22 protein-coding genes, 1 pseudogene and 1 riboswitch are annotated in these 25343 nt (G+C 72.7%); of the genes and pseudogenes, 13 read left to right on the top strand and 10 right to left on the bottom strand.

What is annotated here, in order from left to right; translation table 11 throughout:
- Positions 1 to 50: 50 nt before the first annotated feature.
- The 5 genes from BJ965_RS15845 to BJ965_RS15825 all read left to right on the top strand — a co-directional run bounded on the left by BJ965_RS15845 (position 51) and on the right by BJ965_RS15825 (position 7254).
- Positions 51 to 1310 carry a DegT/DnrJ/EryC1/StrS family aminotransferase gene (locus BJ965_RS15845; RefSeq protein WP_184909200.1) on the top strand — a complete coding sequence of 420 codons (1260 nt, stop codon included), beginning with the start codon at positions 51 to 53 and terminating at the stop codon, positions 1308 to 1310.
- Positions 1303 to 3594 carry a lipopolysaccharide biosynthesis protein gene (locus BJ965_RS15840; protein WP_313666889.1) on the top strand — a complete coding sequence of 764 codons (2292 nt, stop codon included), beginning with the start codon at positions 1303 to 1305 and terminating at the stop codon, positions 3592 to 3594. The genes BJ965_RS15845 and BJ965_RS15840 overlap by 8 nt, the downstream gene beginning before the upstream one ends.
- Positions 3595 to 3854: 260 nt before the next feature.
- On the top strand, positions 3855 to 5687 hold the full coding sequence (locus tag BJ965_RS15835) for a glycosyltransferase (RefSeq protein WP_184917194.1): 1833 nt from the start codon (positions 3855 to 3857) through the stop codon (positions 5685 to 5687).
- Positions 5684 to 6112 (top strand): hypothetical protein, encoded by a 429-nt coding sequence (locus BJ965_RS15830; protein ID WP_184909199.1) that lies wholly within the window; start codon positions 5684 to 5686, stop codon positions 6110 to 6112. Before BJ965_RS15835 ends, BJ965_RS15830 begins: the two co-directional genes overlap by 4 nt.
- Positions 6109 to 7254: a glycosyl hydrolase gene (locus BJ965_RS15825; RefSeq protein ID WP_376777921.1), complete on the top strand. Its 1146-nt coding sequence runs from the start codon at positions 6109 to 6111 to the stop codon at positions 7252 to 7254. Before BJ965_RS15830 ends, BJ965_RS15825 begins: the two co-directional genes overlap by 4 nt.
- Before the next feature lie 34 nt (positions 7255 to 7288).
- Here the strand turns inward: BJ965_RS15825 and BJ965_RS15820 are convergent, their stop codons facing one another.
- From BJ965_RS15820 to BJ965_RS15810, 3 genes are all read right to left on the bottom strand, one after another.
- Positions 7289 to 8044, bottom strand: a complete 756-nt coding sequence (locus BJ965_RS15820) for a polysaccharide deacetylase family protein (protein WP_184909197.1) — start codon at positions 8042 to 8044, stop codon at positions 7289 to 7291.
- Between the two features lie 83 nt (positions 8045 to 8127).
- On the bottom strand, positions 8128 to 9447 hold the full coding sequence (locus BJ965_RS15815) for a glycosyltransferase (RefSeq protein ID WP_184909196.1): 1320 nt from the start codon (positions 9445 to 9447) through the stop codon (positions 8128 to 8130).
- 29 nt (positions 9448 to 9476) lie between these two features.
- Positions 9477 to 10547, bottom strand: coding sequence for a GNAT family N-acetyltransferase (locus BJ965_RS15810; protein WP_376777977.1), 1071 nt, complete (start codon positions 10545 to 10547; stop codon positions 9477 to 9479).
- A 186-nt stretch (positions 10548 to 10733) separates the two neighbouring features.
- Between BJ965_RS15810 and BJ965_RS15805 the strand changes: the two genes are divergently transcribed.
- A complete protein-coding gene (locus tag BJ965_RS15805) occupies positions 10734 to 11588 on the top strand; it encodes a Cof-type HAD-IIB family hydrolase (protein ID WP_184909194.1) in 855 nt (284 codons plus the stop codon).
- Here the strand turns inward: BJ965_RS15805 and BJ965_RS15800 are convergent.
- Positions 11552 to 12331, bottom strand: a complete 780-nt coding sequence (locus tag BJ965_RS15800; protein WP_184909193.1) for a transglycosylase SLT domain-containing protein — start codon at positions 12329 to 12331, stop codon at positions 11552 to 11554. The two genes, BJ965_RS15805 and BJ965_RS15800, sit on opposite strands and share 37 nt — an antisense overlap.
- 3 nt (positions 12332 to 12334) lie before the next feature.
- Positions 12335 to 12510: riboswitch (cyclic di-AMP (ydaO/yuaA leader) on the bottom strand.
- A 502-nt stretch (positions 12511 to 13012) separates the two neighbouring features.
- On the opposite strand from BJ965_RS15800, the gene BJ965_RS15795 reads away from it, so the two are divergent.
- The 4 genes from BJ965_RS15795 to BJ965_RS15780 all read left to right on the top strand — a co-directional run bounded on the left by BJ965_RS15795 (position 13013) and on the right by BJ965_RS15780 (position 17409).
- Positions 13013 to 14023, top strand: coding sequence for a polyprenyl synthetase family protein (locus BJ965_RS15795; RefSeq protein WP_184909192.1), 1011 nt, complete (start codon positions 13013 to 13015; stop codon positions 14021 to 14023).
- 231 nt (positions 14024 to 14254) lie between these two features.
- Positions 14255 to 15508, top strand: coding sequence for a LolA family protein (locus BJ965_RS15790; RefSeq protein WP_184909191.1), 1254 nt, complete (start codon positions 14255 to 14257; stop codon positions 15506 to 15508).
- Positions 15509 to 15551: 43 nt separating this feature from the next.
- Entirely contained in the window at positions 15552 to 16538 is a 987-nt protein-coding gene (locus BJ965_RS15785; protein WP_184909190.1) for an ABC transporter ATP-binding protein, read from the top strand.
- Positions 16525 to 17409, top strand: a complete 885-nt coding sequence (locus tag BJ965_RS15780; protein ID WP_184909189.1) for an ABC transporter permease — start codon at positions 16525 to 16527, stop codon at positions 17407 to 17409. The genes BJ965_RS15785 and BJ965_RS15780 overlap by 14 nt, the downstream gene beginning before the upstream one ends.
- Positions 17410 to 17430: 21 nt before the next feature.
- On the opposite strand, the gene BJ965_RS15775 is transcribed toward BJ965_RS15780, so the two are convergent.
- The 3 genes from BJ965_RS15775 to BJ965_RS15765 all read right to left on the bottom strand — a co-directional run bounded on the left by BJ965_RS15775 (position 17431) and on the right by BJ965_RS15765 (position 19853).
- Positions 17431 to 18012 (bottom strand): flavodoxin family protein, encoded by a 582-nt coding sequence (locus BJ965_RS15775; RefSeq protein ID WP_184909188.1) that lies wholly within the window; start codon positions 18010 to 18012, stop codon positions 17431 to 17433.
- Between the two features lie 156 nt (positions 18013 to 18168).
- Positions 18169 to 19323: an amidase gene (locus BJ965_RS15770; protein WP_184909187.1), complete on the bottom strand. Its 1155-nt coding sequence runs from the start codon at positions 19321 to 19323 to the stop codon at positions 18169 to 18171.
- A 26-nt stretch (positions 19324 to 19349) separates the two neighbouring features.
- Entirely contained in the window at positions 19350 to 19853 is a 504-nt protein-coding gene (locus BJ965_RS15765) for a DUF6668 family protein (protein ID WP_184909186.1), read from the bottom strand.
- A gap of 159 nt (positions 19854 to 20012) precedes the next feature.
- On the opposite strand from BJ965_RS15765, the gene BJ965_RS15760 reads away from it, so the two are divergent.
- Positions 20013 to 21362 carry a tetratricopeptide repeat protein gene (locus BJ965_RS15760; RefSeq protein ID WP_184909185.1) on the top strand — a complete coding sequence of 450 codons (1350 nt, stop codon included), beginning with the start codon at positions 20013 to 20015 and terminating at the stop codon, positions 21360 to 21362.
- 16 nt (positions 21363 to 21378) lie between these two features.
- Here BJ965_RS15760 and BJ965_RS15755 read toward each other — a convergent pair whose 3' ends face one another.
- Positions 21379 to 22329: a M28 family metallopeptidase gene (locus BJ965_RS15755; protein ID WP_184909184.1), complete on the bottom strand. Its 951-nt coding sequence runs from the start codon at positions 22327 to 22329 to the stop codon at positions 21379 to 21381.
- 190 nt (positions 22330 to 22519) lie between these two features.
- A complete protein-coding gene (locus BJ965_RS15750; RefSeq protein ID WP_184909183.1) occupies positions 22520 to 22993 on the bottom strand; it encodes a VOC family protein in 474 nt (157 codons plus the stop codon).
- A gap of 69 nt (positions 22994 to 23062) precedes the next feature.
- Here BJ965_RS15750 and BJ965_RS15745 point away from each other — a divergent pair, with 69 nt between their 5' ends.
- Positions 23063 to 23638 (top strand): CGNR zinc finger domain-containing protein, encoded by a 576-nt coding sequence (locus BJ965_RS15745; protein WP_184917191.1) that lies wholly within the window; start codon positions 23063 to 23065, stop codon positions 23636 to 23638.
- On the opposite strand, the gene BJ965_RS15740 is transcribed toward BJ965_RS15745, so the two are convergent.
- Positions 23625 to 24074: a winged helix-turn-helix transcriptional regulator gene (locus tag BJ965_RS15740; protein WP_184909182.1), complete on the bottom strand. Its 450-nt coding sequence runs from the start codon at positions 24072 to 24074 to the stop codon at positions 23625 to 23627. The two genes, BJ965_RS15745 and BJ965_RS15740, sit on opposite strands and share 14 nt — an antisense overlap.
- A 92-nt stretch (positions 24075 to 24166) precedes the next feature.
- Here BJ965_RS15740 and BJ965_RS15735 point away from each other — a divergent pair.
- Positions 24167 to 25321 (top strand): annotated as a pseudogene (locus BJ965_RS15735) (MFS transporter); the annotation flags it as partial.
- Between the last annotated feature and the right edge of the window lie 22 nt (positions 25322 to 25343).

Here is a 25343-nt window from a genome sequence, read left to right as displayed (position 1 = left end):
GCCGGAAGGCCTCGGGGAGGGGGCTTTCCCACGGCACATCTGGGGGGCGGATGGCCATAGGGGAGGCCGGTCCGGGTTCGGTGCGGCGTGGTGCACAGCCGAAGCGGCTGGAAGAGGCCATGCGCGTCCGGCTCGGCCGGGAATGTGTGTACGTACCGTCGTGCCGTTTCGGGTTGTACGTGGCGCTGCGCCACTGGTGCCCGCCCGGCGGACGCGTGCTGATGTCGCCGGTCAACGACGACGTGATCTTCTTCGTCGTGCTCGCGGCCGGACTGCGCCCGGTGCAGGCGCCGTTGAACCCGCTTGACGCGTCCATCGACATCGATGCCGTGCCGGACGAGGTGTGGGGCTCGGTGTCGGCCGTGCTCACGACGAACCTGTACGGGAACCCGGACCCGGCGCCGCGCCTGAGGCAGAAGTGCGACGCGCTGGGGATCCCGCTGTTCGAGGACGGGGCGCACGCGATCGGCAGCCGGGTGGGGGACCGGCCGGTCGGGGCGTGGGGCGAGGCCTCCGTGTTCAGCCTGTCCAAGCACGTCGGAGCGAAGGCCGGAGGCATGCTCTCGCTCGCCGACCCCGGGTTACGGGAGGCGGTGGAGAAGACGTGCGCGGGACTGCTCGCACCGCGCCGGACGAGCGCCGAACTCGCCTACCTGGTCCGGCCGTACGCGGAGGCGGCGGTGCGCGGGCTGCGGCTGCGGCGCGCCGCCTGGGCCGCGGTCCGGCTGCTGGGGCTGGCGGACCGCGAGGAGATCCGGATGCCGCTGCGCCCGGACGAACTCGCCCGCGCCGCCCGCGAGACGCCCGGGCTCGACGCCCACCACCCGTGGGTGCGCGTCGACATGCACGACTACCGCCTGGCGCCGGGCCGGCTGCGGCTGCGGCGCATCGGGCACAAGCTCGACCGGCTGGACGAGGTGCTGGACGCCTGCCGGGCGGGCACGGAGCTGCTGCTGTCCACGCCCTGGGCCAAGCCGCGCCAGGGCCACGGGACACAGCCGCTGTTCCGCGTCCCGCTGTTCGTGGCCGACCGGGACGCGGCGATCGCGGCGCTGGCGCGGCAGGGCATCGTCGTCGGCTACCTCTACGACCCGCCCCTGGACGACTACGCCGGTGCGGAGTTCACCGACCCCTCACCGGCCCCCGGGGCGGCCCGCTGGTTCGCGCGGCACGCGCTGCCCGTGGACCCCCTGCGGGCGCGGACGGTCGTCGAGGTGCTGGAGCGGTCCGGGGCGCAACCCGTCCGGGCGCCGGGAGAACTGCCCGGGAACAGGCCGACAGCGGGAGGGCTGGGACAGTCCCGTGGCTGAGATCCAGGTGCACGAGCCCGCCGCCGCGCGCACCGACGGCGGCGGACCGAAGCCTGCCGGCAGCGACCCGACCCACGACTCACTGTTCAAGAACGCCTACTTCCTCATGCTCAGCACCGGCGTCTCCGCCGTACTGGGCCTGGGGTTCTGGCTGGTGGCCGCCCGCTACTACACGGAGGAGGCCGTCGGCCAGGGCTCGGCCGCGATCGCCGCGATGCGGCTGCTCGCCAGCATCACCGCGACGACGATGATCGGCGCCGTCGTCCGCTTCGTCCCGCGCGCGGGACGGGAGACCGGGCGTCTGGTGGGGGGCACGTACGTGGCCAGTTCGCTGGTCGTGGCGCTCGCCGCCGCCGTCTTCCTGCTCACGCTCGACGCCTGGGGAGCGTCCTACGCACCCCTGGGCACGCCCATGGCGGGCGCGGTGTTCGTCGCGGCCTGTGTGGCCTGGGCGTTGCTCACCCTCCAGGACGGGGTGCTCACCGGACTGCGCAAGGCGGAGTGGGTGCCCGCCGGGAACGCGGTGTTCTCGGTCGGGAAACTGGCCCTCCTGGCCGTCTTCGCCGGCACGCTGCCCGTCCTCGGCATCTTCGTCTCCTGGGCGGCGGCGATCGCCTTCTCCACGCTGCCGCTGGGCTGGCTGATCTTCCGCCGGCTCATCCCGCGGCAGGCGGAGGCGGACCGCGACAAGGACCCCCCGAAGATCAAGGACATGGGCCGCTTCCTGGCCGGGGACTCCCTGGGCGCCCTGTTCAGTCTGGCGATGATCAACCTGCTGCCGGTGATGGTCGCCGTCCGCTTCAGCGCCGCCGAGAACGGCTACTTCTACGTGGCCTACACCGTCGGCGGCACGATGGAGTTCATGGCCATCAACATGGCCTCGTCGCTCACCGCGCACGCCTCGCACGACCCGCGCCAGCTCGCCGACGGCGTCCGGGGCGCCCTACGGCGTATGACCCTGCTGCTGGTCCCGGTCGTGGCCGTGCTGGTCGTCTTCGCCCCGTACATCCTCACGCCCTTCAGCCCGGACTACGCCGAGCACGGCTCGACCGTGCTCAGGCTGCTCGCCCTCGGCGCCCTGCCACGGGTGGTGGTGGAGCTGTACATCGGCGTGCTGCGCGTCCAGGGGCGCACGGGTGTGCTGGCCGCGCTCCAAGGGGCCATGTGCGCCCTGGTGCTGGGCAGCGCCGCCATGCTGTTCACCCCTTCGGGGATCGCGGGCGCCGGCTGGGCGGTGCTGCTGAGCATGACGCTGATCGCCGTCGTCTCCATGGCCGGTCTGCGCGCGGCCCTGCGCCACGACGACACCGCACCCCCCGTCCGTACGCCCACCGGCCCCGCCTACGGCACCCACTGGGCGAAACTCAACGCCACCGCCGGATACGGCACCACCTGGGCCCGCCGCGCCGCCCACCAGCCCAGGGACGGCGACCAGGACACGGTCACGCTGTTCATCGGGCGCCCCGGATACGAACGCGAGGCGCTCCAGGCGGACACGCTGGCGCTGATCGTGCGCTCGGAGGGGCCGACCAGGGAACCCCCGCACCACGAGCCCCGGGAACCGGACCGGGAGCCGCAGGAGAGGCGACTGCGAGGCGCTCTGTGGAGCCTGCTCGCGGTGGCCGCCCTCTTCTTCCTCGCCCCGTTGCGGGACCTGCCGTGGCTCGACGGCGTCTCCCGCGCCGCCCTGACCGGACGTCAGCTGCTGGAGGGCCTGCCCCTGCCGTCGCTCACCGCGGGCGGCCTGCTGCTCGTGGTGTTCGTCGCCGCCGTCACGCTGAGCACCCGGCACGACCCGTGGCTGCCCGGCACGGCGCTGGGCGCCGCCCTGCTCGCCCTGTACGCCGCACCGGTCGCCCTCGGACGGGAACCGCGGCCGGTGGAGGGGGCGTTGTATGAGAAGACGGCCGGCTTCCTGGCGGACGCGGTCGGGCTCGACGGGCCCGAACCGCTGCTGCGCTGGGCACCGCCGGCCTTCCAGTTGCTGTGTCTCGTACCGCTGGGGCTGCTGCTCGCGAGGGCGGGCGGCCGGCTGGCGTGGCCGGGGCGCTGGGGGGTTGTGTACCTCGTCGCGGTCGGCGGCTGGGTGTGGCGCGACGCGCTCGCGCCCCTCGCGCCGCCCCTGCTCGTCGCCCTGACGCTGCTCCTGCTGCTCCACCGCGCCGCGTCGGCGTGGGCGCGCTCCCGCACCACGGCCTCCACGGGCCCCCGCACCACGGCCTCGACAGGCCCCATAGCCAACCGAACGGCCGGCGGACCACCGAGCGGCCCGCCCCGCGACTGATCACACCCGAAGCCGGCACCGATCCGGGCCCAGGACCGAACAGGGACCGAACAGAGCCGAAGCAGAACCGAAGCAGAGCCGAAGAGAGCAACCGCCAGGGGGGAACCACCGTGCGTCCGCCAGTCACACCGAGGGAGAGATCCACGCCGGAACCCACACCCGCACGGGACGGCGCGAACACCTCCGGCAGCGGCCCCGAGACGGCCAGCCAGTCCTCCAGCCCCTCCTCCTCGGAGTCGTCCAGCCCCGCCCACGAGCCGGTGACGGATCTGTCCGACCTGCCGCCCGTCTGGTCCGGGCGGGGCGTGCCGGCCTGGCCCGGTGTTCCGCTGGTCGTCGCGCTCGCGCTCTGGGCGTACGCCATGCGGCACACCGACGTCGCGCGGCTCGACGACTACGGACTGGTCAGCGCTCTGCACCCGGCCTTCTGGGCAGGGCTCGCGGTGCTCACCACCGGCTTCTGGTTCACGGTCCGCGACGCGCGCCGCCCGGCCGCCTGGTCGGCGGCGTACGTGCTCGGTCTGCTGGTGGTGGAGCGGGCCACGCAGGCGGTGCTCTACCCGACCCCGCTGTACGCCTGGGGGTGGAAGCACGAGGCGGTCATCGACCATCTGCTGACGGCCGGCGGACTGCAGACGGCCGATCAGGTCGGGGACATGGCCGTGTACGACCAGTGGCCGGGCTTCTTCGCCGCCCAGGCCGCGCTGCAGCGACTGCTGGGCGTGGACTCGGTGGCGATGTACATGGCCTGGTGGCCCCTGGTCTCCAGTCTGATGCTGCTGCTCCCGCTGCTGCTGATCTACCGCACGTTCACGGAGGACCGGCGGCTGATCTGGACCGCGGTCTGGCTCTTCTACGTCGCCAACTGGGTCGGGCAGGACTACTTCTCCCCCCAGTCGGTGGCGTACGCGCTGCACGTGGGCGTGCTCGCCGTCGTCCTGCGGCGGTTCGGCCGGTCCGCGGTGCGGCGGGGCCGGCCGCGGCAGGCCGTGTGGACGGTGGTGCTCACCGTCCTGATCGTGACGATCGTCATCTCCCACCAGCTCACCCCGGGCATGCTGGTCGTCTGCCTGCTCGCCCTGTGCCTGAGCCGCCGCTACCGCGACTGGGTCCCGGTGGCCACGACCGTCGTGATCTTCCTGGCCTGGTGCCTCACGGCCGCGCTGCCCTTCCTGTCCGCGGCGATGCCGGACATGATCCGCTCCATCGGCGACCTCGGGGCCAACGTCGAGACGGGCTACGGCGCCACCCCCACCGGCACCGGAGCGATCGCCACCTCCTGGGCGGCCCGGCTGCTCTCCGGTTCCGTGCTGCTGCTCGCGGCCGTGGGCGTGCTGCGCCAGCGGGTGCTGCGCCACCGCGCGTGGCCGCTGCTGCTGGTCGCGGCGGCCCCGCTGCCGATGTTCGCGGCGAGCAGCTACGGCAGCGAGATGATCTTCCGGGTGCTGCTGTTCATGCTGCCCGGCGCCGCCTTCTTCGCCGCCGCGGCGCTGCTGCCCAAAGTCCGCACCCTGGCCGCCGACGCCGCCGCACAGCAGGCCGACAACCGGCAGGCCGGCAACCGGCAGTCCGGCGGCTCCTCCAGGGCCCGCCGGTGGGGGATCGGCACCTGGGTGCCGCTGGCGGCGCTGCTCGGCGGAAGCCTGGCGTTCGTCCCGGCCTACTCGGGCAAGGACCGGATCAACTACTTCCCGCCGCAGGAAGTCGCCCTCGTACGGCAGCTCTTCGACCAGGCGCCGGACGGGTCGCTGGTCGTGGCCGCCAACCGCAACTACCCGGACGCGTACGCCTCCTACTGGAGCGTCGACCACTACTGGTTCCTCGACGACGCCCGCAGTCACGTCGACCGGATCGTCGAGAGCCCCGCCGCCACCCTCGCGCGGGACATGGCCGGGGTGAAGCGACCGGGACGGGCCTACTTCCTGCTCACCCAGGGGCAGCTGGCCAACTCCGAGATGAACGGGCAGCTCGACAAGGCGCAGCTGGACCGCATCCGAAAGTCCGTCGCCGCCTCGCCGCGATTCCGGCTGGTCGCGGAGAACAGCGCCGGGTGGCTCTACGTGCTGAAGCAGTCAGGGGGAGCGGAGCGATGACACCGCAGGAACTCATGGTCCGGATGCTGCCCCCGTTCGGCGGCTGGCTGGCGCTCGCCGCGCTCGCCCTGCCCGGCGGATCACCGCTGCGGGGAGCGGCGGTCGTGCTCTTCCTGGCGGCGGGCCCGGGCGCGGCCATGGTCAGAGTCTGCGCCCCCGCCCTCGCGGCGCGGCCCGCCGAAGGGCCCGTGGAGCGCCGGGACCCGGACTTCGCCCGCCACTCCGACCTGCTGGAACGGCTGATGCTGACGCTGTTCCTCAGCATCGGCGCCTTGATGCTCGTCGCGACCGTGCTGATCGCCACGCACACCTTCAGCGCGCAGCGGGTGCTGCTGACGCTGACACTGCTGATCACACTCGCCGCGTTCTGCCCGCCCCTGCGCGCCTCCCCGCAGCCGAGGACACCGAAGGGTTCCGCTCAGTGAGGTTCAACCGTCCCCATCGTCCCTCTCGCCGCATGCCGAGCACGACCGGAGGACAGCACCGAAAAGATCCACACGAGGAGCGGTCCGCCGGCCCGTCGGTATCGAGCCGCCGCCGGCTGCTGATCATGTCCGCCACGGTCGTCAGCGCCGTCCTGGTCGCCGCATTCGCCCTGCGGGACGCGTCGGGGCCGGACTCGGGAGCCGCCGGCTCCAAGGCGGACTGCCGCCCGACGGCCCTCCTCGAACCGCCCTGCGGCGCCTGGTTCGGCGCGTTCGTGCCGCACGAGCGAGACGACCTGCCGGAGAAGGTGCGCGCCTACGAGAAGCGCGTGGGACGCGAACTCGACATCGTGTACACGTACCACGACATGTCCCTGGCCTCGGGCGCCCGCCGCGAGGGCCAGCTGCTGACCCCGGAGGAGCGGCGCGTCGGCGAGGACCACCTGCTGCTGCTGTCCTGGGAGAGCAAGTGGTGGGGCGGCACGAAACAGCAGCAGCCGACCTGGAAGCAGATCGCCGCCGGCGAGCTGGACGACAAGGTCATCGACGTCCAGGCCCGGCGCATCAAGGACTACGGCAAGAAGGTGTTCCTCTCCTTCGACCTGGAGATGGACACCCGCACCCCGGCCAACGGCACGCCCGCCGACTATGTGAAGGCCTACCGGCACATCCACGACCGGTTCCGCGAACTGGGCGTGGACAACGTGGTGTGGACGTGGATCACCACCGGGTACCTCGACCACGCCGACGAGATCAAGAAGATGTACCCGGGCGACGACTACGTCGACTGGGTCGGCTACAACCAGTACAACTACTACCGCTGTCACGACGCCGGCTGGCTGACCTTCGCGCAGACGCAAGCCGCCACGCACGACTGGATCCGGGCGAACATCTCCGACGACAAGCCGCTGATGCTCTCCGAGTTCGGCACGGCCGCGGACGCGAACCGCCCCGAGCGGCAGGCCGAGTGGTACGCGCGGGTGCCCGGGGTGCTGAAGGGCCTGGACGGCGTCAAGGCCGCCCTCCAGTGGAACTACCGCGACCCCGGGCCGCACTGCAACCTGGCGGTGGCGAACGACGCGGCCTGGGACAGCCTGCGCAAGGCGGTCGCCGACCCCTATCTCAACCAGCCACGGCGTTGATCTCGACCAGCCGCGGCGCTGCCCCCTGCCGGGGTCACCCGGCGAACTCGGGCCCGTGCACCACCGCACGGGCCCGGCGGTACCAGCGCCAGGCGATCGTCTTCGGCCCGTCGCGGTACGGCGCGACCCGTGCCCCCGCCCCGGCCAGCCAGCCCTCGACGTCGGCGACGGTGTGGGTGCGCCGGACGATGAGCCGGGCGATGCGGTACCGCTCGTCGCGGTCGGAGCTGAGCGCGTGCCGCACCGCGGTCGCCGTCTCGTAGCCCGCCCGGGCCGACATGGCCCGTACCCGGGGGCTGTTGTAGCCGTGCGGGTAGGCGAGGTGCCGGATCTCGTGCCCGAGTGCGTCCTCCAGCACGGACTTCGACGTACGCAGCTCGTACGCCAGGGCCTTGGCGGACAGGGTGTCGAGCTGCGCGTGGGTGACGGTGTGGCTGCCGATCTCCATGCCGGAACGTTCCAGCTCCGCCGCCCGGGTCAGGGTCATCATCGGGGCGGGCGGCAGCAGACTGCGGCCGCCCGGGGCGATGGCGCCGGTGGTGAGGTAGGCGGTGGCGGGCAGCCCGCGCGCGGCCAGGGCCTCGGCGGTGGGGCCGGGCAGATCGGCGAACCCGTCGTCGAAGGTGAGCAGCACGGGCCGGGGCGGCAGCGGCGCCCGCCCGGCCAGATGACCGGCGACCGCGCTGATCGTGACGGGCGTACGCCCACTGCCGGCGATGACGTCGAGATGTGCCGCGAACTGCCGTGGCGTGACCGTGAACTCGGCGATCCACTCCGGCGGGTCGTCCATCACCGCGTGGTAGAGGAAAACGGGGATGGCCGGGGAGCCCGAGGACGCTGTCGGACCCTCACCAGGCGCACGTGCCGACGTCGTCATCTCGCCCCCTGAGCGGTCTTCTCCCGCTGAGCCGTCGTCTCCCGAACCGCCGCGCGCAACGCGCACCGCGCCCGCAGATAGCCGACGGGCCCGTAGACCATCCCCCGGCGCTGCAACCGCGACAGCCGCCGCGGCCAGGGATGCGTCCGCTCGTCGTGGTCGCCCGGCGTGCCGGTGCCGTCCGCCGCGTCCGTCTCGCGCACCGCCGTCAGCGTGCGGGCGTGGGCGAGGCCGCGGGGCAGCCTCGCGAGGAACGCCGGCAGCAGGGCGGGCCGGTTCACCAGCACCGCGGTGAGGTAGGCGGTGAGCCCGGCGCCGTAGCCGTAGGCCTGGGTCTCCAGGTCCCGCCAGGTCTCCCGGTGGTGGTGCCACACCAGGGCGTACGGCGTGTAGTGCAGCCGGTGGCCCTGGGCCAGGACGCGGACGAAGCCGTAGAGGTCGTCGCCACCCCGGGCCGCCGTGCCCGCCCCGGTGGCCGGGTCGAAACCGCCGACGGAACGCAGCACCGCCGTCCGGAACGCCATGTTCGCGCCCGAGCCGAACCGCCCGGCCGTGAACGGGAACAGCGGCTCGTCGCCCGGCGGACGCGCAGGGTCGTACGTCCTTGGAGTGAAGCCTTTCGCGAAGCCGCCGTGGCTCTCCAGCAGCACCTGGGCCGGGGTCGTCAGCCGCGCCGGCAGGATCAACCCGGTGCTGCACCCGAGTCCGGCGTCGGCGGCGAAGGGAGCGGTCAGCTCGGTCAGCCAGCGCGGGTCGGCGACCACGTCGTCGTCGGTGAAGGCGACCACCTCGCCGCGCACCGCGTCCAGCCCGGCGTTGTGGGCGGCTGCGAGCCCCGGAACGGGCTCACAGACGTACCGCACGCGCTCGGCGTACTTCCGCTCGACCAGCTCCCGCGTCTCGTCCGTGACCGGCGCGTTGTCGACGACGACGATCTCGAACCGCGGATGGTCCTGCGCCAGCAGCGAGTCCAGCGCCCGGGCCAGCTGCCCGGCCCGCTCCCGGGTCGCGACGACGACGGTCGTGAACGGCGGCTCCCCGGGCCCGCCGACGACGCCCGGCCCGCACTCCGCCCGCGCCCGGTCCGCCAGCACGGCCCTCGGATCCGCCCCCTCCGGTACCCGCCCGAGTAGCGTGCCCACCGGCCGTCCACCCCATCTGACCAGCACGAACACCTCCCCGTGCGTCACGGGCGGACTGCCCGGGCCGGGTCTGAGCACCGCCTCGTCACCGTCGAGGTCCAGCTCGGCGACCTGCACCGCCCCGATGTCCAGGAACCGCCGTATCTCCTCCTGCGCACGCGCCGAACGGGCCATGCGCCCACCCCCCTCGTGAAGTCAGGTAGTCAGGTACGGCGCAGCCGAGCCGCGCCCTTCAGCGTCCGCGCGGCCAGCGACGCGAGCCGAGGCCTGCCGCGGACGAAGCTGTGCGCGCGGCGCGCCGGTTCGCGGCTCAGCCAGTGCAGTGCCGCGCCCACCCCCGGTCGGATCACCGCCCCCTCGTACACGGGCAGTTCACCCGTCTTCAGCGCGTCCTTGTACTCGGCCGCGCCCCGCCCCAGGTCGAGCGTGCCGACGCCCTCGGCCGCCGCCGCCTCGGCCATCCGCAGGTGCAGCACCAGACCCGGCGAGAACTTCGCGAACTCCGGGTCGTAGGCCGGGAACCAGCAGGCCAGCACCGAGGCCGAACGCAGCCCGAAGTGCGCGGCCACGGGCCGCTCACCGGCGTACAGCACGGACAGCGTGCCGCTGCACTCCGGCGCCCGGGCCCGGGCCAGCTGCCCGACGAGCCGGGTGATCCACTCCTGGGCGAACCGGTCCCGTCGGCCGGTCCTGCGGTACTGCGCCGACTTCCACTCCATGAGTGTGCGCAGCGCGGCCGGATCGCGTTCGTCGAACACGAAGCGCAGCTCACCGGCCTGCCGGCCCAGCCTGCGCTCCTTGGCCAGCGTGGTCTTCAGGAACTTCGGCGACTGCGCGCGCAGCACCGACTCGTACGTCTCGTAGCCCTTCTCCACGTCGATGACGTAGGTGGCGTACTCCTCGGCCGCGTACCGGACGAACAGCCGCTGCTCGGCCTCCAGATTGTCGAAGGCGAAGCTCGACAGCGAGCACGCCTTCAGCAGTTCGCCGGTCTCCAGGCCGAGACCCGGCCGCAGGATCGCGCCCTGCGCGTCCGAGACGCCGAGTCCGATCGCCCGGCCCTGGCCCAACGGGCCCCGCTCGTAGGGCAGGAAGCCCGCGGGCTCCGGCCCCTCGTACACCACGGCGACCCGGGCCCCGGGCCTGACCCGGCCGACGGCTTCGGTGAACTCCGGCTCCATGAAAGGGTTGCGCGGTGCCTCGGAAGCGGCGCGCAGCGCACGCCAGCGCTCCCTCTCCCCTTCACCGAGCTCCCCGGGCCCAGCCACGCGAATGCGCCCACTGCTCAACCTGACCCCCCGATCAAGTCCCCCCTGGACACTTGGAAGGTACCGCTCTATGCGGTCCCACGGGTAGGTAGCGGAGCATGTTGTTGCCAACTGGTGCAGAGGCCTTCAACCGGGCAATCGGCGTCCACCGGGTGATGAAACGAAGGGCCGCACTGTCCGTATTCTCTGATCATGGCCGCACCCATCGCATATTCACTCATCGCCACCGACCTGGACGGGACGCTGCTGCGCGGCGACGACACCCTCTCCGACCGGTCCCTCGCCGCGCTCGCGCGGGTGGCGGACGCCGGCGCCCAGCACCTCGTGGTGACGGGCCGGCCGGCGCCGAGAGTACGGCCGCTCCTGGACGACCTCCGGTGCACGGGGCTCGCGGTGTGCGGGCAGGGCGCGCAGGTGTACGACGCCGGCGCGGACCGGCTGCTGTGGTCCATCACCCTGGACCGGGAACTGGCCGAGACCGCCCTCGGCAAGATCGAGGCCGAGGTGGGGCAGGTGTACGCGGCGGTCGACCAGGACGGGGTCGACGGGCTCACGCTGATCGAGCCGGGCTATCTGATGCCGCACCCGACCCTGCCCGCCGTACGGGTCGAGCGGCGCGATGAGCTGTGGGGCGAGCCCATCAGCAAGGTGCTGCTGCGGCATCCCCATCTGACGGACGACGAGTTGGCGGCGACGGCCCGCTCGGTGGTCGGCTCACTGGCGACGGTGACCATGTCGGGGCCCGGCACGGTCGAGCTCCAGCCGTGCGGGATCACCAAGGCCACGGGGCTGGCGCTGGCAGCCGATCATCTGGGGCTGCGGCCGGCCGACACCATCGCCTTCGGCGACATGCCCAACGACATCCCGATGTTCGACTGGGCCGGCCACGGCGTCGCGATGGCCAACGCCCATCCCGAACTCAAGGCCGTGGCCGACGAGGTCACCCTGTCGAACGAGGACGACGGCATCGCCGTCGTCCTCGAGCGACTGCTGGGCGGGACGGCTCAGGCTCAGTACGGGCCGTTGACGTTGTCGATCGAGCCGTAGCGGTCGGCCGCGTAGTTGCAGGCCGCCGTGATGTTGGCGACCGGGTCGTACGGGTCGAAGGAGGTGCCGGCCACGTGGTAGGCGGCGAAGGTCGGGTCGATCACCTGGAGCAGGCCCTTGGACGGGGTGCCGGCGACGGCGTTGGAGTCCCAGTTGTTGATGGCCTGGGGGTTGCCGGACGACTCGCGCATGATGTTGCGGTGGATGCCGTCGTAGGAGCCCGGGATCCCCTTCTGCGCCATGATGTCCAGCGCCTCGCGGATCCACCCGTCGAGGTTGTCCGTGTAGGTCTTCGCCGACGCCTGGGTCGCCTGGGCGACGCCGCCGGCGGGCTTGGCGGCCGGCTTGGCGGGGGCGGACGACTTGGTCGCCGTCTTCTTCGCCGCGTCCGTCTTGGCGGCCTTCACCGTCAGCTTCAGACCCGGGTGGATCAGCTTCGGGTTGTCGCCGACGGCGGTGCGGTTGTCCTTGTAGAGCTGCTTCCAGCCGCCCGAGACGTCGTACCTGTCCGCGATGCGGGCGAGCGAGTCGCCCTTGACCACGGTGTACGTCAGGGACTTGGCGGGCTGGGCCGCCTGCGGCACGGACTGTGCGGCGGCGGGTGCGCTCTGCGGCTCCGCGGCGCTCGCGTGGGTGGCGCCGAGGAGCGGCAGGGTGAGTGCGGCTCCGCCGGTGCCGGCGGCGATGAAGCCTCGGGTCAGCGGGTTGGTTCTGGGGCGACGGTGCTTGCCTCGTCCGGCCATGGCCATGTTCCTCTCCGGCGCCTACGAGGTGAGCTGTCGGGTTCGGGCCGGGAGGTGCCCGGCCGCGTACGGCGCTGTGCCGTGCGCGGCTTCACCCCGAGCCGGGCCGCTGTGCGGACCGGCGACTTACCTGGGTCCCCCGCTCCTGCCACGCGTGAGTGAGTCGGTTCCAGTGGGGAGTCCGGGCGGCGGCAGGATTAGGCGTCCGCCGGACAGGGCCGGAACGTATGCGAGAGCACATGTCGGGAACAAGCACCTCAATCACATATCGCGCGGTTGACCTTGGTCGGGGGAGTTTGTGTCGCTTGATCCTTTGCGGGAGCCAAGGCTCAACTGGCTTTCGGGGGAAGGCGTTAGGGGTCGCTGTGGCGGGGAGGGGGAAAAGGGGAAGGAGTGATTCAACTCACTGATCACGAGCCTGTAGGGCAATTTCCGCCAAGGGGAATTCATCGAATCATCACGGCAAATCGTGCATAACTCGCTACCCCTGGGTAAGTCGATAAATATCTGTTCTTATGGGTTGATCGAAAACATAACGGTCGTGATCGGATACCACCCGGCCTGTAACCATGGGCGCTGGCGGTGATCGAAACGTGACCGGATACGCTGACTCGAGTGAGGGCAGCGACCTATCGACAATCCGCGTAATCACCGGCAGACACAGCAGACAGGAGACCCCTCGTGACCGACGTCGGGCCGTTCGGGCTGAGCGTGCGGGACCAGGCTCTGGAGGCCGATGTCCAGGCCGGATTGACGGCTGTCGAGGAAGGCTTGCTCGAGGCCACCAAGAGTGAGGTGCCCTTCATCACGGAGGCCGCCCAGCATCTGGTGCGGGCCGGCGGCAAGAGGTTCCGCCCGCTGCTCGTGATGCTCTCCGCCCGGTTCGGTGACCGCTACGCGCCCGGCATCGTGCCGTCGGCCGTCGTCGTCGAGCTGACCCACCTCGCCACGCTCTACCACGACGACGTCATGGACGAGGCCACCGTGCGCCGCGGCGTCGCGAGCGCGAACACCCGCTGGGGCAACTCGGTCGCGGTCCTCACCGGCGACTTCCTCTTCGCCCGCGCCTCGCACATCCTGGCCGACCTCGGCCCGGAGGCCGTGCGGGTGCAGGCCGAGGCGTTCGAACGCCTCGTGACCGGCCAGATCCTGGAGACGGCCGGACCGCAGGACGGCCGCGACCCCGTCGAGCACTACCTGGACGTGCTGGGCGGCAAGACCGGCTCGCTGGTCGCGGTGTCGTGCCGGTTCGGCGCGATGATGTCCGGCGCCGACGAGAGGGTCGTGGACGTCCTGACCCAGTACGGCGAGCGGCTCGGCGTCGCCTTCCAGCTCGCGGACGACGTCCTGGACATCGCCTCCAACTCCCACGAGTCCGGCAAGACCCCCGGCACCGACCTGCGCGAGGGCATCCCCACGCTGCCGGTGCTGCGACTGCGCGAGCGGGCGGCCCGGCTCGGGCTCGCCGAGGACATCGCCCTGTGCGAGCTGCTCGACTCCGACCTCACCGACGACGCGCGGCACGCCGAGGCCCTGCGCCTGCTGCGGGCCCACCCGGCGCTGGAGCAGGCCCGGCGGGACACCGTCCGCTACGCCCAGGACGCCCGTTCGGCGCTGGCACCGCTGCCGGAGTGCAGCGCGAAGGCGGCGCTCCTGGAGCTGTGCGACGCGGTGGTGCACCGGGCCGGCTAGCACGTCCTTCCCCCGCGACCCCTACGGGTCGGGGGAGAAGCGGCCCCTCCGTGTCATACCCCAGCAGTACACGGAGTTGAGTCCGGGGTCTGACGTATCTCCCTGGCCGATTTGGTCAGATGGTGACCACGGAAAACACCACTCCTCACCTGTTCGGGTGAGAATGGCGGCTCAGGGACGAGTGCGTGGACGACACGGACAGCCGCCGCCGATCACGGAGGTAGGGCACACATGGCACCGTACGCATCCGACGACAGCACGACCGCCGGGGACGTCGACGAGCAGCGCTCCGGGCGGCGCAAAGCCGCGCGGTACGTCGTCCCGGTCACGGTGATAGGGGTGGCGGCCGCGACGATCGGGCTGGTCCCCGCACTCGCCGACTCCGGTGACCCCGACCTCCCGAAGATCACCGCACAGCAGCTCATCGAGAAGATCGCGAAGTCGGACGTCCAGCAGCTGTCCGGCACGGTGAAGATCAGCACGGACCTCGGTCTGCCGAACCTCGGCGGCCTGGAGTCCGGTCTGCTGTCCGGCGCGGCGGGCCAGGGCGAGGGCGGCTCCTCCGCCGACCCGACGGCCAAGCTCACCGAACTCGCCTCCGGCACGCACACCCTGCGCGTCGCCGCCGACGGCCCCGACCGGCAGAAGCTGTCGCTGCTGGAGAACGCCGCCGAGTACAGCATCATCCACAACGGCAAGGACGTCTGGGGCTACGACAGCAAGTCCAACGAGGTCTACCACGGCACCTCTTCGAAGAGCCCGGAGCACGGCAAGGACCGGCAGCCGCCGGCCACGCCGAAGGACTTCGCCGAGGAGGCCCTGAAGGCGGTCGACGACACGACCTCCGTGACCGTCGACGGCACCGCCCAGGTCGCCGGCCGGGACGCCTACAAACTCGTCGTCGAGCCGAAGCAGTCCGGCTCGACGGTCGGCGCGATCAGCGTCGCCGTGGACGCGAAGACCGGCATGCCGCTGAAGTTCACGCTGACCCCGGCGAGCGGCGGTGCCGCCGTGATCGACGTCGGCTTCACGAAGGTCGACTTCGCCAAGCCGGCCGCCTCCACCTTCGACTTCACCCCGCCCAAGGGCGCGAAGGTCACCGAGGAGAAGGACGTCGGCCAGGGCTCGGAGAAGGCGCCGGGCAAGGCCCCCGGCACGGCCTTCGGCAAGGGCGGGGCGCGCGAACACGCCCCGAAGGCCGGGGAGGACTTCGGCAAGGGCCTCGACGGCATGAAGACCATCGGTGAGGGCTGGAACGCCATCGCCACCTTCGACACCGGCGGCGAGGGCGTGCCCTCCGGCGGGGCCGGCGGTGACCTGGGCGGCTTCATGGACTCGCTCGGCGACAAGGTCCACGGCAAGTTCGGCTCGGGCACGGTCTTCTCGACCCGCCTGGTCAACGCCCTCGTCACGGACGACGGCAAGGTCTACGCGGGCCTGGTCACCAGGGACGCGCTCGTGAAGGCGGCCGACGCCGGGAAGTAGGTCCCCCGCGGCCGCACGGGACGCCGAGAGAACGAGGAAGCCGATGAGCGAGGTGTCCGCCACGCAGCCGGAGCGGAGCGAGGCGTGGGCGGGGGCCGGGGAACCGGTCATCGCCACCCGCGGGCTCACCAAGCGCTACCGCGGCGGGCAGCTCGCAGTCGACGGCCTCGACCTGACCGTCCCGGCGGGCAGCGTCTTCGGCTTCCTCGGCCCCAACGGCTCCGGCAAGACCACCACCATCCGCATGCTGATGGGGCTGATCGAGCCCACCTCCGGCACGGCCCGGGTGCTGGGGCAGCCCATGCCCCGGGCCACCCGCGCCGTGCTGCCGCACGTCGGCGCCCTCATCGAGGGCCCGGCCCTCTACGGCTTCCTCTCCGGCCGCGACAACCTGATCCGCTACGACAGCGCCGACCCGGCCGCCGACCCGCGCACCCGGCGCGCCCGGGTCGCCTCGGCCCTGGACCGGGTGGGCCTGACGGCCGCGGCGGGCAAGAAGGCCAAGGCGTACTCCCTGGGCATGAAACAGCGGCTGGGCCTCGCGGCGGCGCTGCTCCAGCCGCGCCGGCTGCTCGTCCTCGACGAGCCGACCAACGGCCTCGACCCGCAGGGCATGCGCGAGATCCGCGCTCTGGTCCGGGAACTGGCCTCGGACGGCACGACCGTCTTCCTCTCCTCCCACCTCCTCGACGAGATCGAGCAGGTCTGTACCCATGTGGCCGTGATGGCGCAGGGCCGGCTGATCACCCAGGGCCCGGTCGCCGAACTGTCCGCCGGGGCGCGCGGCAGGCTGGTCGTGATGACACCGGACCCGGCGGAGGCGGCCCGGGTGCTGAAGGAGCAGGGTGTCGGCGACGTGGTCGTCACCGACGACCGGGTGACCGGCGAACCACCGGACCGCGACCTCGCCGAGGTGAACGCCGCGCTGGTGACGGCCGGGGTCCGGGTGCGCGGCTTCACGCTCGAACGGGCCTCGCTGGAGGACGCGTTCGTGGCGCTGACGGGGGAGGGCTTCGATGTCGCGGGCTGAAATGGCGGACCCCGTGGAGCCGGTACGGCCGGTGAGTCCGCTGTGGACCCTCGGGCTGCTGCGCAACGAACTGGTCACCACCTTCCGGCGCTGGCGCACGCTCGCGCTGCTGGCCGTGCTGGCGGGCGTGCCGGTCCTGGTCGGCATCGCCGTGAAGATCGAGACGGGTGACGGCGCGTCGCACGGCGGGGGCGGCGGCGGACCGGCCTTCATCTCGCAGATCACCAACAACGGCCTGTTCCTCGTCTTCACCGCCCTGGCCGCCACGCTCCCGTTCTTCCTGCCCATGGCGATCGGTGTCGTCGCGGGCGACGCGATCGCCGGTGAGGCCGCCTCCGGAACGCTCCGCTATCTGCTGGTCGCCCCGGCCGGCCGCAGCCGCCTGCTGCTCACCAAGTACGCGACGGTCGTCATCTTCTGCCTGGCCGCCACGCTCGTGGTCGCCGTCTCGGCGCTGACGGTCGGCGCGCTGCTCTTCCCGCTCGGCGACCTGACGACCATTTCCGGCACGCAGATCAGCTTCGCGGAGGGCCTGGGCAGAGCCCTGCTGATCGCCCTGGCCGTCGCCGCGTCACTGATCGGCGTCGCCGCGCTCGGCCTGTTCGTCTCGACCATGACGAGCAGCGGCATCGCGGCGATGGCGACCACGGTGGGCCTGCTGATCACGGTCCAGATCCTCGACCAGATCCCGCAACTGCACGCCCTCCAGCCGTACTTCTTCTCCCACTACTGGCTTTCCTTCGCCGACCTCATGCGCGAGCCGGTCTACTGGGACGACCTGACGAAGAACCTCGGCCTCCAGGCCCTGTACGCGGCGGTGTTCGGGTCGGCGGCGTGGGCGCGCTTCACGGCGAAGGACATCACGGCCTAGCGCGCCCTGCCCCGCCGGGACTCACCGCTCGTACAGGAACCGGGCGAGCGGTGCCTCCTGCTCGAAGAAGGTCTTGGCGCGGGTCAGTGCCGCGTCGTCGGTCAGCACGTCACCGGGCTTGCTGCCGTTGCCGAGCAGCACCCCGCCGAAGCGCATCCCCATGTACGCGGCGGAGTTGTGGAGCGTCCCGACGAGCGGGTCGGCGACCACCTCCTGCGTGTGCGCGAGGGCGGTGACGCCCCACAGGGTGCGGCCGGCCAGGGTCGCCTTGAAGTCGAGGCCGGGTGTGCGCAGCCAGCCCGACCAGTAGTCGAGGTAGCGCTTGGTCTGCGCGGAGACCGAGTACCAGTACAGGGGCGAGACGATCACGATGTCCGTCGCGGCGAGCGTGGCATCCAGCAGCCGGGCCACGTTGCCCTCGGTCGGACGGACGTGGTCGCTGTCGTGCCGCAGGTCCTCGAAGTCCGGCACGGGGAGCTCGGTGAGGTCGATCCACTCCTGCTCGACGTCCGGGGGCAGTTGCTCGGCGGCCCGGCGGGCCAGCAGCTCGGAGTTGCCCTCGGCGCGAGCGCTGCCCAGGACGAAAAGGAAACGGCGGGTCATGGGTGCCCCTCTGAAACTCGGCGTACGTCAATTACACGCATGTGCATCATATGCGTGTGCAAGTACATGCGCCAGGGGTGCCCGCCAGAGGAGCTCCTCAGGGGGTTCCTGCGGGGGGTGTGCGCGAGGGGCTCTCCGCCCGGGCGCCCGGGGGTGTCAGCCCGTGGCGTGTGTCTCCGCCTCCCGCGCCACGGCCAGCAGCAGCGCCTCCCGCCCGTGCGGCGCCACCAGCTGGAGCCCGGCCGGGCAGCCGTCGCCGCCGAACCCGGCGGGCAGGCTCAGGGCAGGGTGCCCGCTGAGGTTGAACGCCCAGGTGAGAGAGGTGGAGTAGCGGTCCCCGGGTCCGTCGTGACCGTGCGGGGCGGTGGGGGCCGTCGGGGTCAGCAGCAGCTCGGCGTCGGCGAACAACGCGGCGAGCCGCCGGTTGTTCTCCGCCCGGACGCGCTCGGCCCCGGCCAGGTCGGCCATACCCGGCTCTGCTCCGGCCCCGGGCGTGCGCAGGGCGAGCCAGGCCGGACCGGGGTCCGTCAGCCGCAGCGGCATCCGCGGCCGTACGAGCCGTACCACCCCTGCCGCCACCAGCCGCTCCACGGCCGCCCGGGCCAGCGCGACGGGCTCCGGGTCGGGTCCGGCGAACCCGAGGCCGGGGGACCAGACGGCCGTGACGGGGAGGGCCGCGTCGGCCGGCGCCGGCTCCTCGGAGACCACCCGCCACCACAGTTCGGCGTCCGTCGCCGTACGGGCGAGCACCCCTGGCACGGCCAGCCCCGTGCGGTCGCCCGACGGCAGCCGTCCGCTCGTTGTCTTCAGCCCGCTCACCCCGCACCACGCCGCAGGGATCCGCACCGACCCGGCTCCGTCGCCGCCCGTCGCCAGCGGTACCAGCCCGGCTGCCACGGCCGCCGCGGCCCCGGCCGACGAGCCGCCCGGCGTACGGTCGGCCCGCCACGGATTGACGGTACGGCCCCGGGCCCCGAGCCCCCAGGTCTGCCAGGGCGTTCCCGGCCCGGGCACGGACGTCGCCCCCACGGCCACGGCCCCGGCCGCGAGCAGCGGACCCGCCGCGCGCAGCCCGTGCCGCCCCTTCACGGCGACCGGCACACCGGCCAGCGGCAGGGACGGATCCGCGCCCCGCCGGTCGAGTCGCGCGTCCACCTCACCCGCCCGACGCAACGCCTCCTCGCCCCACACCTCGATGAACGCGCACAGCTGCGGATCGGCCCGCCCGATCCGGTCCAGGGCCTGCGCGGCCACCTCCGCCGCGCGCAGCTCCCGGGCCCGTACCCGCGCCGCGATCTCCGTCGCCGACAAGGGCGCGGCCGGACCGGGGACGGCCGTCAGCGTGCCGCTCCCGTCAGCCGGGCCAGGGCCACCGTCTCACGCGGTGGGGGGCCCGGCTCGCCGAGCCGCCAGGACGGCACCCACGGCACGCGGTACACGTCGATGACCGACTCCAGCGCCCTGACCCGCTGGGCGAGCGGGCGCGGCAGCCGTCCCGGGGCGTCCGCCACGAGGACGACGGCGTCCAGGTCGAGCCCCTGCGGAGCCCGGCCGCGCCGGAAGATCTCCACCGCCCCGGCGACCGTGTCCAGCCCGGCCGCGTGCGTCCGCGCGACCAGCAGCACCGACGGGGGATCACCGGGCCCGGGCCAGGACCGGCCGCAGTCGTGGCCGCCGTAGACCGCGGCGAGCGTGGTGACGCCCGCGCCGCCGTGCGTGCCGACCCAGGAGAAGCGCCGTGCCGCGGCATGGGCGTGCGCGGGCTCCGGCGGCACCGGCTCCGGGGTGGTCACCGGGCCGCGCAGCCAGATCTCCGGTCCCTGTCGCATGCCTGTGTGCATGCCCCTCTCCTCCCTCGTACGCCCGGTCTTCATGCACGTCACGACGACCGTGCCGGGGCCGACGGCCCTTGGGACGAGCCTGTGACACCGTAGTGACGTGAGAAACGGGGGCGAGCGGACACACTCGACAGTAGGTGTACGACGCCGAGTGAGGGGACGATGTCGCGACTCAGCCGCGAGAAGAAGCGGGAACACAAGCAGGCCGCACACGCGGCGACCCCGGCGGCGCCGATCGACGTCCATGTCCCCGGGCCCGGAACGGACGTGGGAGGGGGAGCCGGCGGGGTGTCCGACGGTGCCTCCGTCGGTGGCGTCCCGGTCTTCGCGGCCCCCGGTGAGGAGATCCAGCGGGCCGTCCTGAACCGCCTCCACCAGATCGCCCTCGCCACCGGCCACCCCGTCCTCGCCACGATCCGCGACGAGCGCATCGGCTACGTCGTCCCGCTCCAGGTCGACCCGGACGGCTCCAGCCACTTCACGGCCGAGCCCGTCGCCACGACCCCGCCGGAGCACCAGCAGGCCCACGGCGACGCCCTGTCGACGCCGGAGCAGCAGCACACCCCGGGCGGCGGCGACCCGACTCGGCGGCCCGAGCCCGAGCCCGGTCTCGAGTCCCGGCACCCAGGCGGCGACCGGGCCACGCACGTGCTGCGTCCCGCCCGGGAGTCCGGCCAGGGCTCGGCCCCGACGTTCCCGCTGCGGGCCGTGCCCGAGCCGCAGCCGGCCGGTGAACCCGTGCCGACGTTCGAGCTGCGCGCCGTACCGGAGTCGGCGGACCCCGCGCCGCAGGACACGCCGCCGGCCCCGGGCGCGGTGACGCCGCCCGGCACCGTCGCGCCGCCCACCGGCGCGTTCGGCCCGCCTCCGCCCATGGACGCGAGGCCGCTGCCCGTCCTCGAAACACCCCCGGCTCCGCGACCCGCACCGGTCCCCGACCCGGCCCTGATCGCCGCCGATCCCGACCCCAAGCCGACCCCTCCGCGCGGCTTCGACGCCGTCGCGGAGGCCGTGCTCGGGGACGAGCCCCTCACCGCCCCGGGCGACCCCGCCGCGCCCGCGCTCCTCGCCGAGCCGGTCGCGCGGATCAACGAGGCGGTGAAGGAGGGCAGGATCGAGACCGCCGACGGGCTGGCGCAGCAGACCGTCGCGCAGGCGTCGGGGACGCTGGGGCCGGAGCACCCCGAGGTGCTCCGGCTGCGCGAACTCACCGCGTACATCGCCTACTTGGCGGGCGACCCGCTCCGCGCCTGCCGGCTGTCGCTCGACCTGGCCGGTGCCCGGCGCCGGGCCGGCGACGCGGAGGCCGCCTACGGCAACGTGGAGAGCGCGGCCACCGCCTGGCGGGCGGTGCGTGACCCGGCGCCGGGGCTGGAGCTGGGGCGCGAGCTGATCGGACTGTGGACGGAGCTCGCCGCCGAGGGCGGCCCGGCCGCCGAGGAGGTCGAGCGGCTGGAGTCGGCCCGTGCCCGCATGGGCCGCCTTACCGAACGCGCCGCCCGCAACCCGTAGACGCCGGGCCCGGGAGCTACTGCGACAGCTCCCACACCGCGTACGCGAGGGCGTCACTGTTGCGGTTCAGGGCGGTGTCGTTGATGTTGGCGGTGGTGTCGCAGGAGGAGTGGTAGCAGCGGTCGAAGGCCCGCCCCGCCGTACCGCCCCACTTGGCCGCCTGAGCCGACGACATCGTCCGGCTCGCCCCGGTGAACAGGCCGCCCACCGGCACGCCCGCGCTCTTGAAGGGCGCGTGGTCGGAGCGGCCGTCGCCTTCGGTCTCGATCTCGGTGGGGACGCCGATGCCGCCGAAGTAGTCCTTGAACGTCTTCTCGATCGCTGGGTCGTCGTCGTAGACGAAGTAGCCGGGGTTCGGGGAGCCGATCATGTCGAAGTTCAGGTAGGCGCTGATCCTCGAACGGTCGCCGGTGGCCAGCCGGTTGACGTAGTAGCGGGAGCCGACCATGCCGAGCTCCTCCGCGCCCCACCAGGCGAACCGCAGGTGCTTGGTGGGCTTGTACTGCGCCCGGGACACGGCGAGGGCGGTCTCGAGGACGGCGGCCGAGCCGGAGCCGTTGTCGTTGATCCCGGCCCCAGAGGAGACGCTGTCGAGGTGCGAGCCGGCCATCACGACCTGGTTCGCGTCGCCGCCCGGCCAGTCGGCGATCAGGTTGTAGCCGGTGCGGCCGGACGCGGTGAACTGCTGGATCACGGTGGTGTACCCGGCGGCGTCCAGCTTGGCCTTCACGTAGTCGAGCGAGGCCTTGTAACCGGCCCTGCCGTGCGCCCGGTTGCCGCCGTTGGCGGTGGCTATGGACTGCAGCTGGGACAGGTGGGTCCTGACGTTCGCCACGGGTATGTCCGGCGCGGCGGCCGCTCTGGAGGGAGCGGACGACGCGGCGTCGGCCACGGCACCGCCGGTCAGGAGCATGGCTGTTGCCATGCCGCCCGCGGCGACGGCGCGCGCGGAAACGGAGAGCTTCATGTGGGGGCTCCGGATTCCGTCGGGCGGCCCCTGGGATGTCCACGGGCCGCCCACAGTGAATGGGGTGCCTGGATGGTGAAGCTGGTACTGACTCTCCGTCAAGGTACGTATTTGGCCAGGGCATTACGGAGTGCAGTCCTCCGGCGCCCGTCGCGCCGGACGCGGAAACCGCCCCCTTCCGGCGCCCGTGTCACTGCACGCAGAACTCGTTCCCCTCCGGATCGGCCATCACGACCCATTCGCCGCCCTGCTCCTTCACCCGCCGCAGCGCACTGGCCCCGAGCCCTTCCAGCCGTGCGACCTCCTCGTCCCGGCGCCCTCCGCCCGGGTGCAGATCGAGATGCAGCCGGTTCTTGACGCTCTTCGCCTCCGGCACCCGCTGGAACAGCAGCCGCCGCCCCAGCCCGGTCCCGCTCTCCTCCTCGTAGGGATCCTCGGGGTGCCGTACCGCGATCAGGTCGCGGAAGGCGCGTCGGCCGTGGAACTCGACCGTGGCCTCCTCCGGCAGGGCGCCGAAGCCGAGCAGCTTCCCGATCAGGGCGCTGTTGTCCTCGACCTCGTAGTGCAGGGCGGCGGCCCAGAAGTCGGCCTGGGCATGCGGGTCGTTCGCGTCGATGACGAGTTTCCAGTGCACGGGCGTCGGTGATGCGGGTGTCTGCGTCATGTAACCACTTATACTGGTTAGGTGAGTGGACGCACAGGGGAAACGCCGGACCGGACGCCCGGCCTGACACTGGTCTCGGGCCAGGGCAAGCCCTACCGCTTCGACCCCGGCACCCTGTGCCTGGAACTGACGGTGACGGGCGGCCCCGGGGCCTTCGCCCGCTGGGAAGTGCTGCACGAACCCGCCGACCTGGTCACCTGGGCCGGGCGCAGCCGGCTGCCGGACGGACTGGACCTCACCGTCACCGCCGCGGAGCTGGAACGGGCTCGCACCCTGCGCGACGCGGTGTTCCTGCTCGCCGCCGACCGCGCCCACGGGCGCCCCCTGCGAGCCGCACAGCTGGACGTCGTCAACGCGGCCGCCGCCACGCCCCCGCTCGTCGCCCGCATCACGCCCGACGGCACCCGCGCCTGGGCCCCGGGCGCCACCGGCACCCAGCTGCTCGCGACCGTCGCCCGCGACGCGATCGACCTGTTCACCGGGCCCCACGCCGACCGCGTCCGCGAATGCGGCGCCCACACCTGCCACCTGCTCTTCGTCGACACCTCCCGCCCGGGCCGCCGCCGCTGGTGCGCGATGGAGCACTGCGGGAACCGCGAGAAGGTCCGGGCGCACCGCGCCCGCCACGCCGCTACGGAGCCGTAGCCTCCGCGGCCTGGGCCGCACGGGTGTCGTACGCGGACCGGGCCTGCGCGATCTCCTCCCGGTGCGCCTCCGTCCAGGTCACCAGGGACTGGATGGTGGTGTGCAGCGTCCTGCCGAGGGAGGTGAGTTCGTACTCCACCCGCGGCGGAACCACCGGGTGCACCGTCCGCTTCACCAGCCCGTCCCGCTCCAGCGAGCGCAGGGTCACCGTCAGCATCCGCTGGCTGACCCCGTCGATCTCCCGGCGCAGTTCGGTGAAGCGCAGCCGCCGGTTGTCCAGCAGTGCGATGACCAGCAGCGACCACTTGTCGGCGATCCGGTCGAGGATCTGCCGGACCTGGCAGTCCTCGCGGGTGTCCCACTGGAAGGGATCGGCGCCGCCGTGGTCCACGGTGCTCGCGCAGTGACTCGGTGACTTCGAAGTACCTTCTTCCATGTCTGTCGATGCTGCCGCAGGGTGGGGTGTGGTTACAACAGGGAACCGACCCTCACTTGCGTAACCGCCCCCTACCGGAGGAGTGTTGACCCATGGGCACCCGTGCCTGGGCGCTGCTGCTCGTTCTGTGCGGAACGATCTTCCTCGAAGGCATCGACGTCGCGATGATGGCGGTGGCGATCCCGGCCGTCCGCGCCGATCTGGGCCTTGCCACCGGCACCGCGGCCTGGGTGATGAGCGCCTACGTGCTCGGCTACGCCGGTTTCACCCTGCTGGGCGGGCGGGCCGCCGACCTCCTCGGACGGCGGCGGATGTTCCTGCTCTGGCTGACCGTCTTCCTCGCCTTCTCGGGGCTCGGCGGCTTCGCGACGGACGGCTGGATGCTGATCGTCGCCCGGTTCGTCACGGGCGTCGCCGCCGCGTTCATGACCCCGGCGGCGCTCTCCCTGATCACCACGTCCTACGACGAGGGCCCGCCGCGCAACAAGGCCCTGCTGGTCTTCGCCGGAACGGGCGCGGCCGGCTTCTCCCTGGGGCTGGTCATCGGCGGCCTGCTCACCGAGATCGGCTGGCGCTGGGTGTTCTTCGCCCCCGTGCTGCTGGCCGCCGCCCTGCTCCTCGCGGCCGTACGCCTGATCCCGCGGCGCGACGCGCCGCCGAAGCGCGGGCGCACCTTCGACCTGCCCGGCGCGATCACCGCGGCCGGCGCCATGCTGCTCGCCGCCTACACCGTCGTGCGCCTGGAGCACGGCCTGCACCACTGGCCGCTCACCCTGGTCTCGGGCCTCGCGGCCGTGATCACGGCCGGCGTCTTCGTCGCGGTCGAGCGCCGCTGCCCCGACCCGCTCGTCCGGCTCGGCATGCTGCGCTGGAGCCCGGCCGTGCGCGCCGACCTCGGGGCGCTGCTCTTCCTCGGCGCCTTCTTCGGCTTCCAGTTCGTCGTCACGCTCTACTTGCAGGAGCTGCGCGGCTGGTCGTCCCTGCAGACGGCGGTGGCCCTGATGGTCATGGGCATCGACGCCGTCCTGGCGCCGACGCTCACGCCCGGACTGGTCGCCCGCTTCGGCCACGCCCGGGTGATCGCCGGTGGTTTCGTCCTGGCCGTGGCCTCCTATGCGCTGTTTCTGCCGGTCGGCATGGACTGGTCCTACGCCATGATGCTCCCGACCCTGCTGCTCTCCGGCTTCGCGTTCGCCCTGGCCTACGGGCCGCTGACGATCGCGGCGACGGACGGGGTCGACGAGTCGGAGCAGGGCCTGGCCGGCGGGC

It is taken from the genome of Streptomyces luteogriseus, from assembly GCF_014205055.1.
Taxonomy (GTDB): Bacteria; Actinomycetota; Actinomycetes; order Streptomycetales; family Streptomycetaceae; genus Streptomyces; species Streptomyces luteogriseus.
The sequence above is the reverse complement of the archived record's forward strand: the minus strand, read 5'-3'. Positions and strand labels throughout refer to the sequence as shown.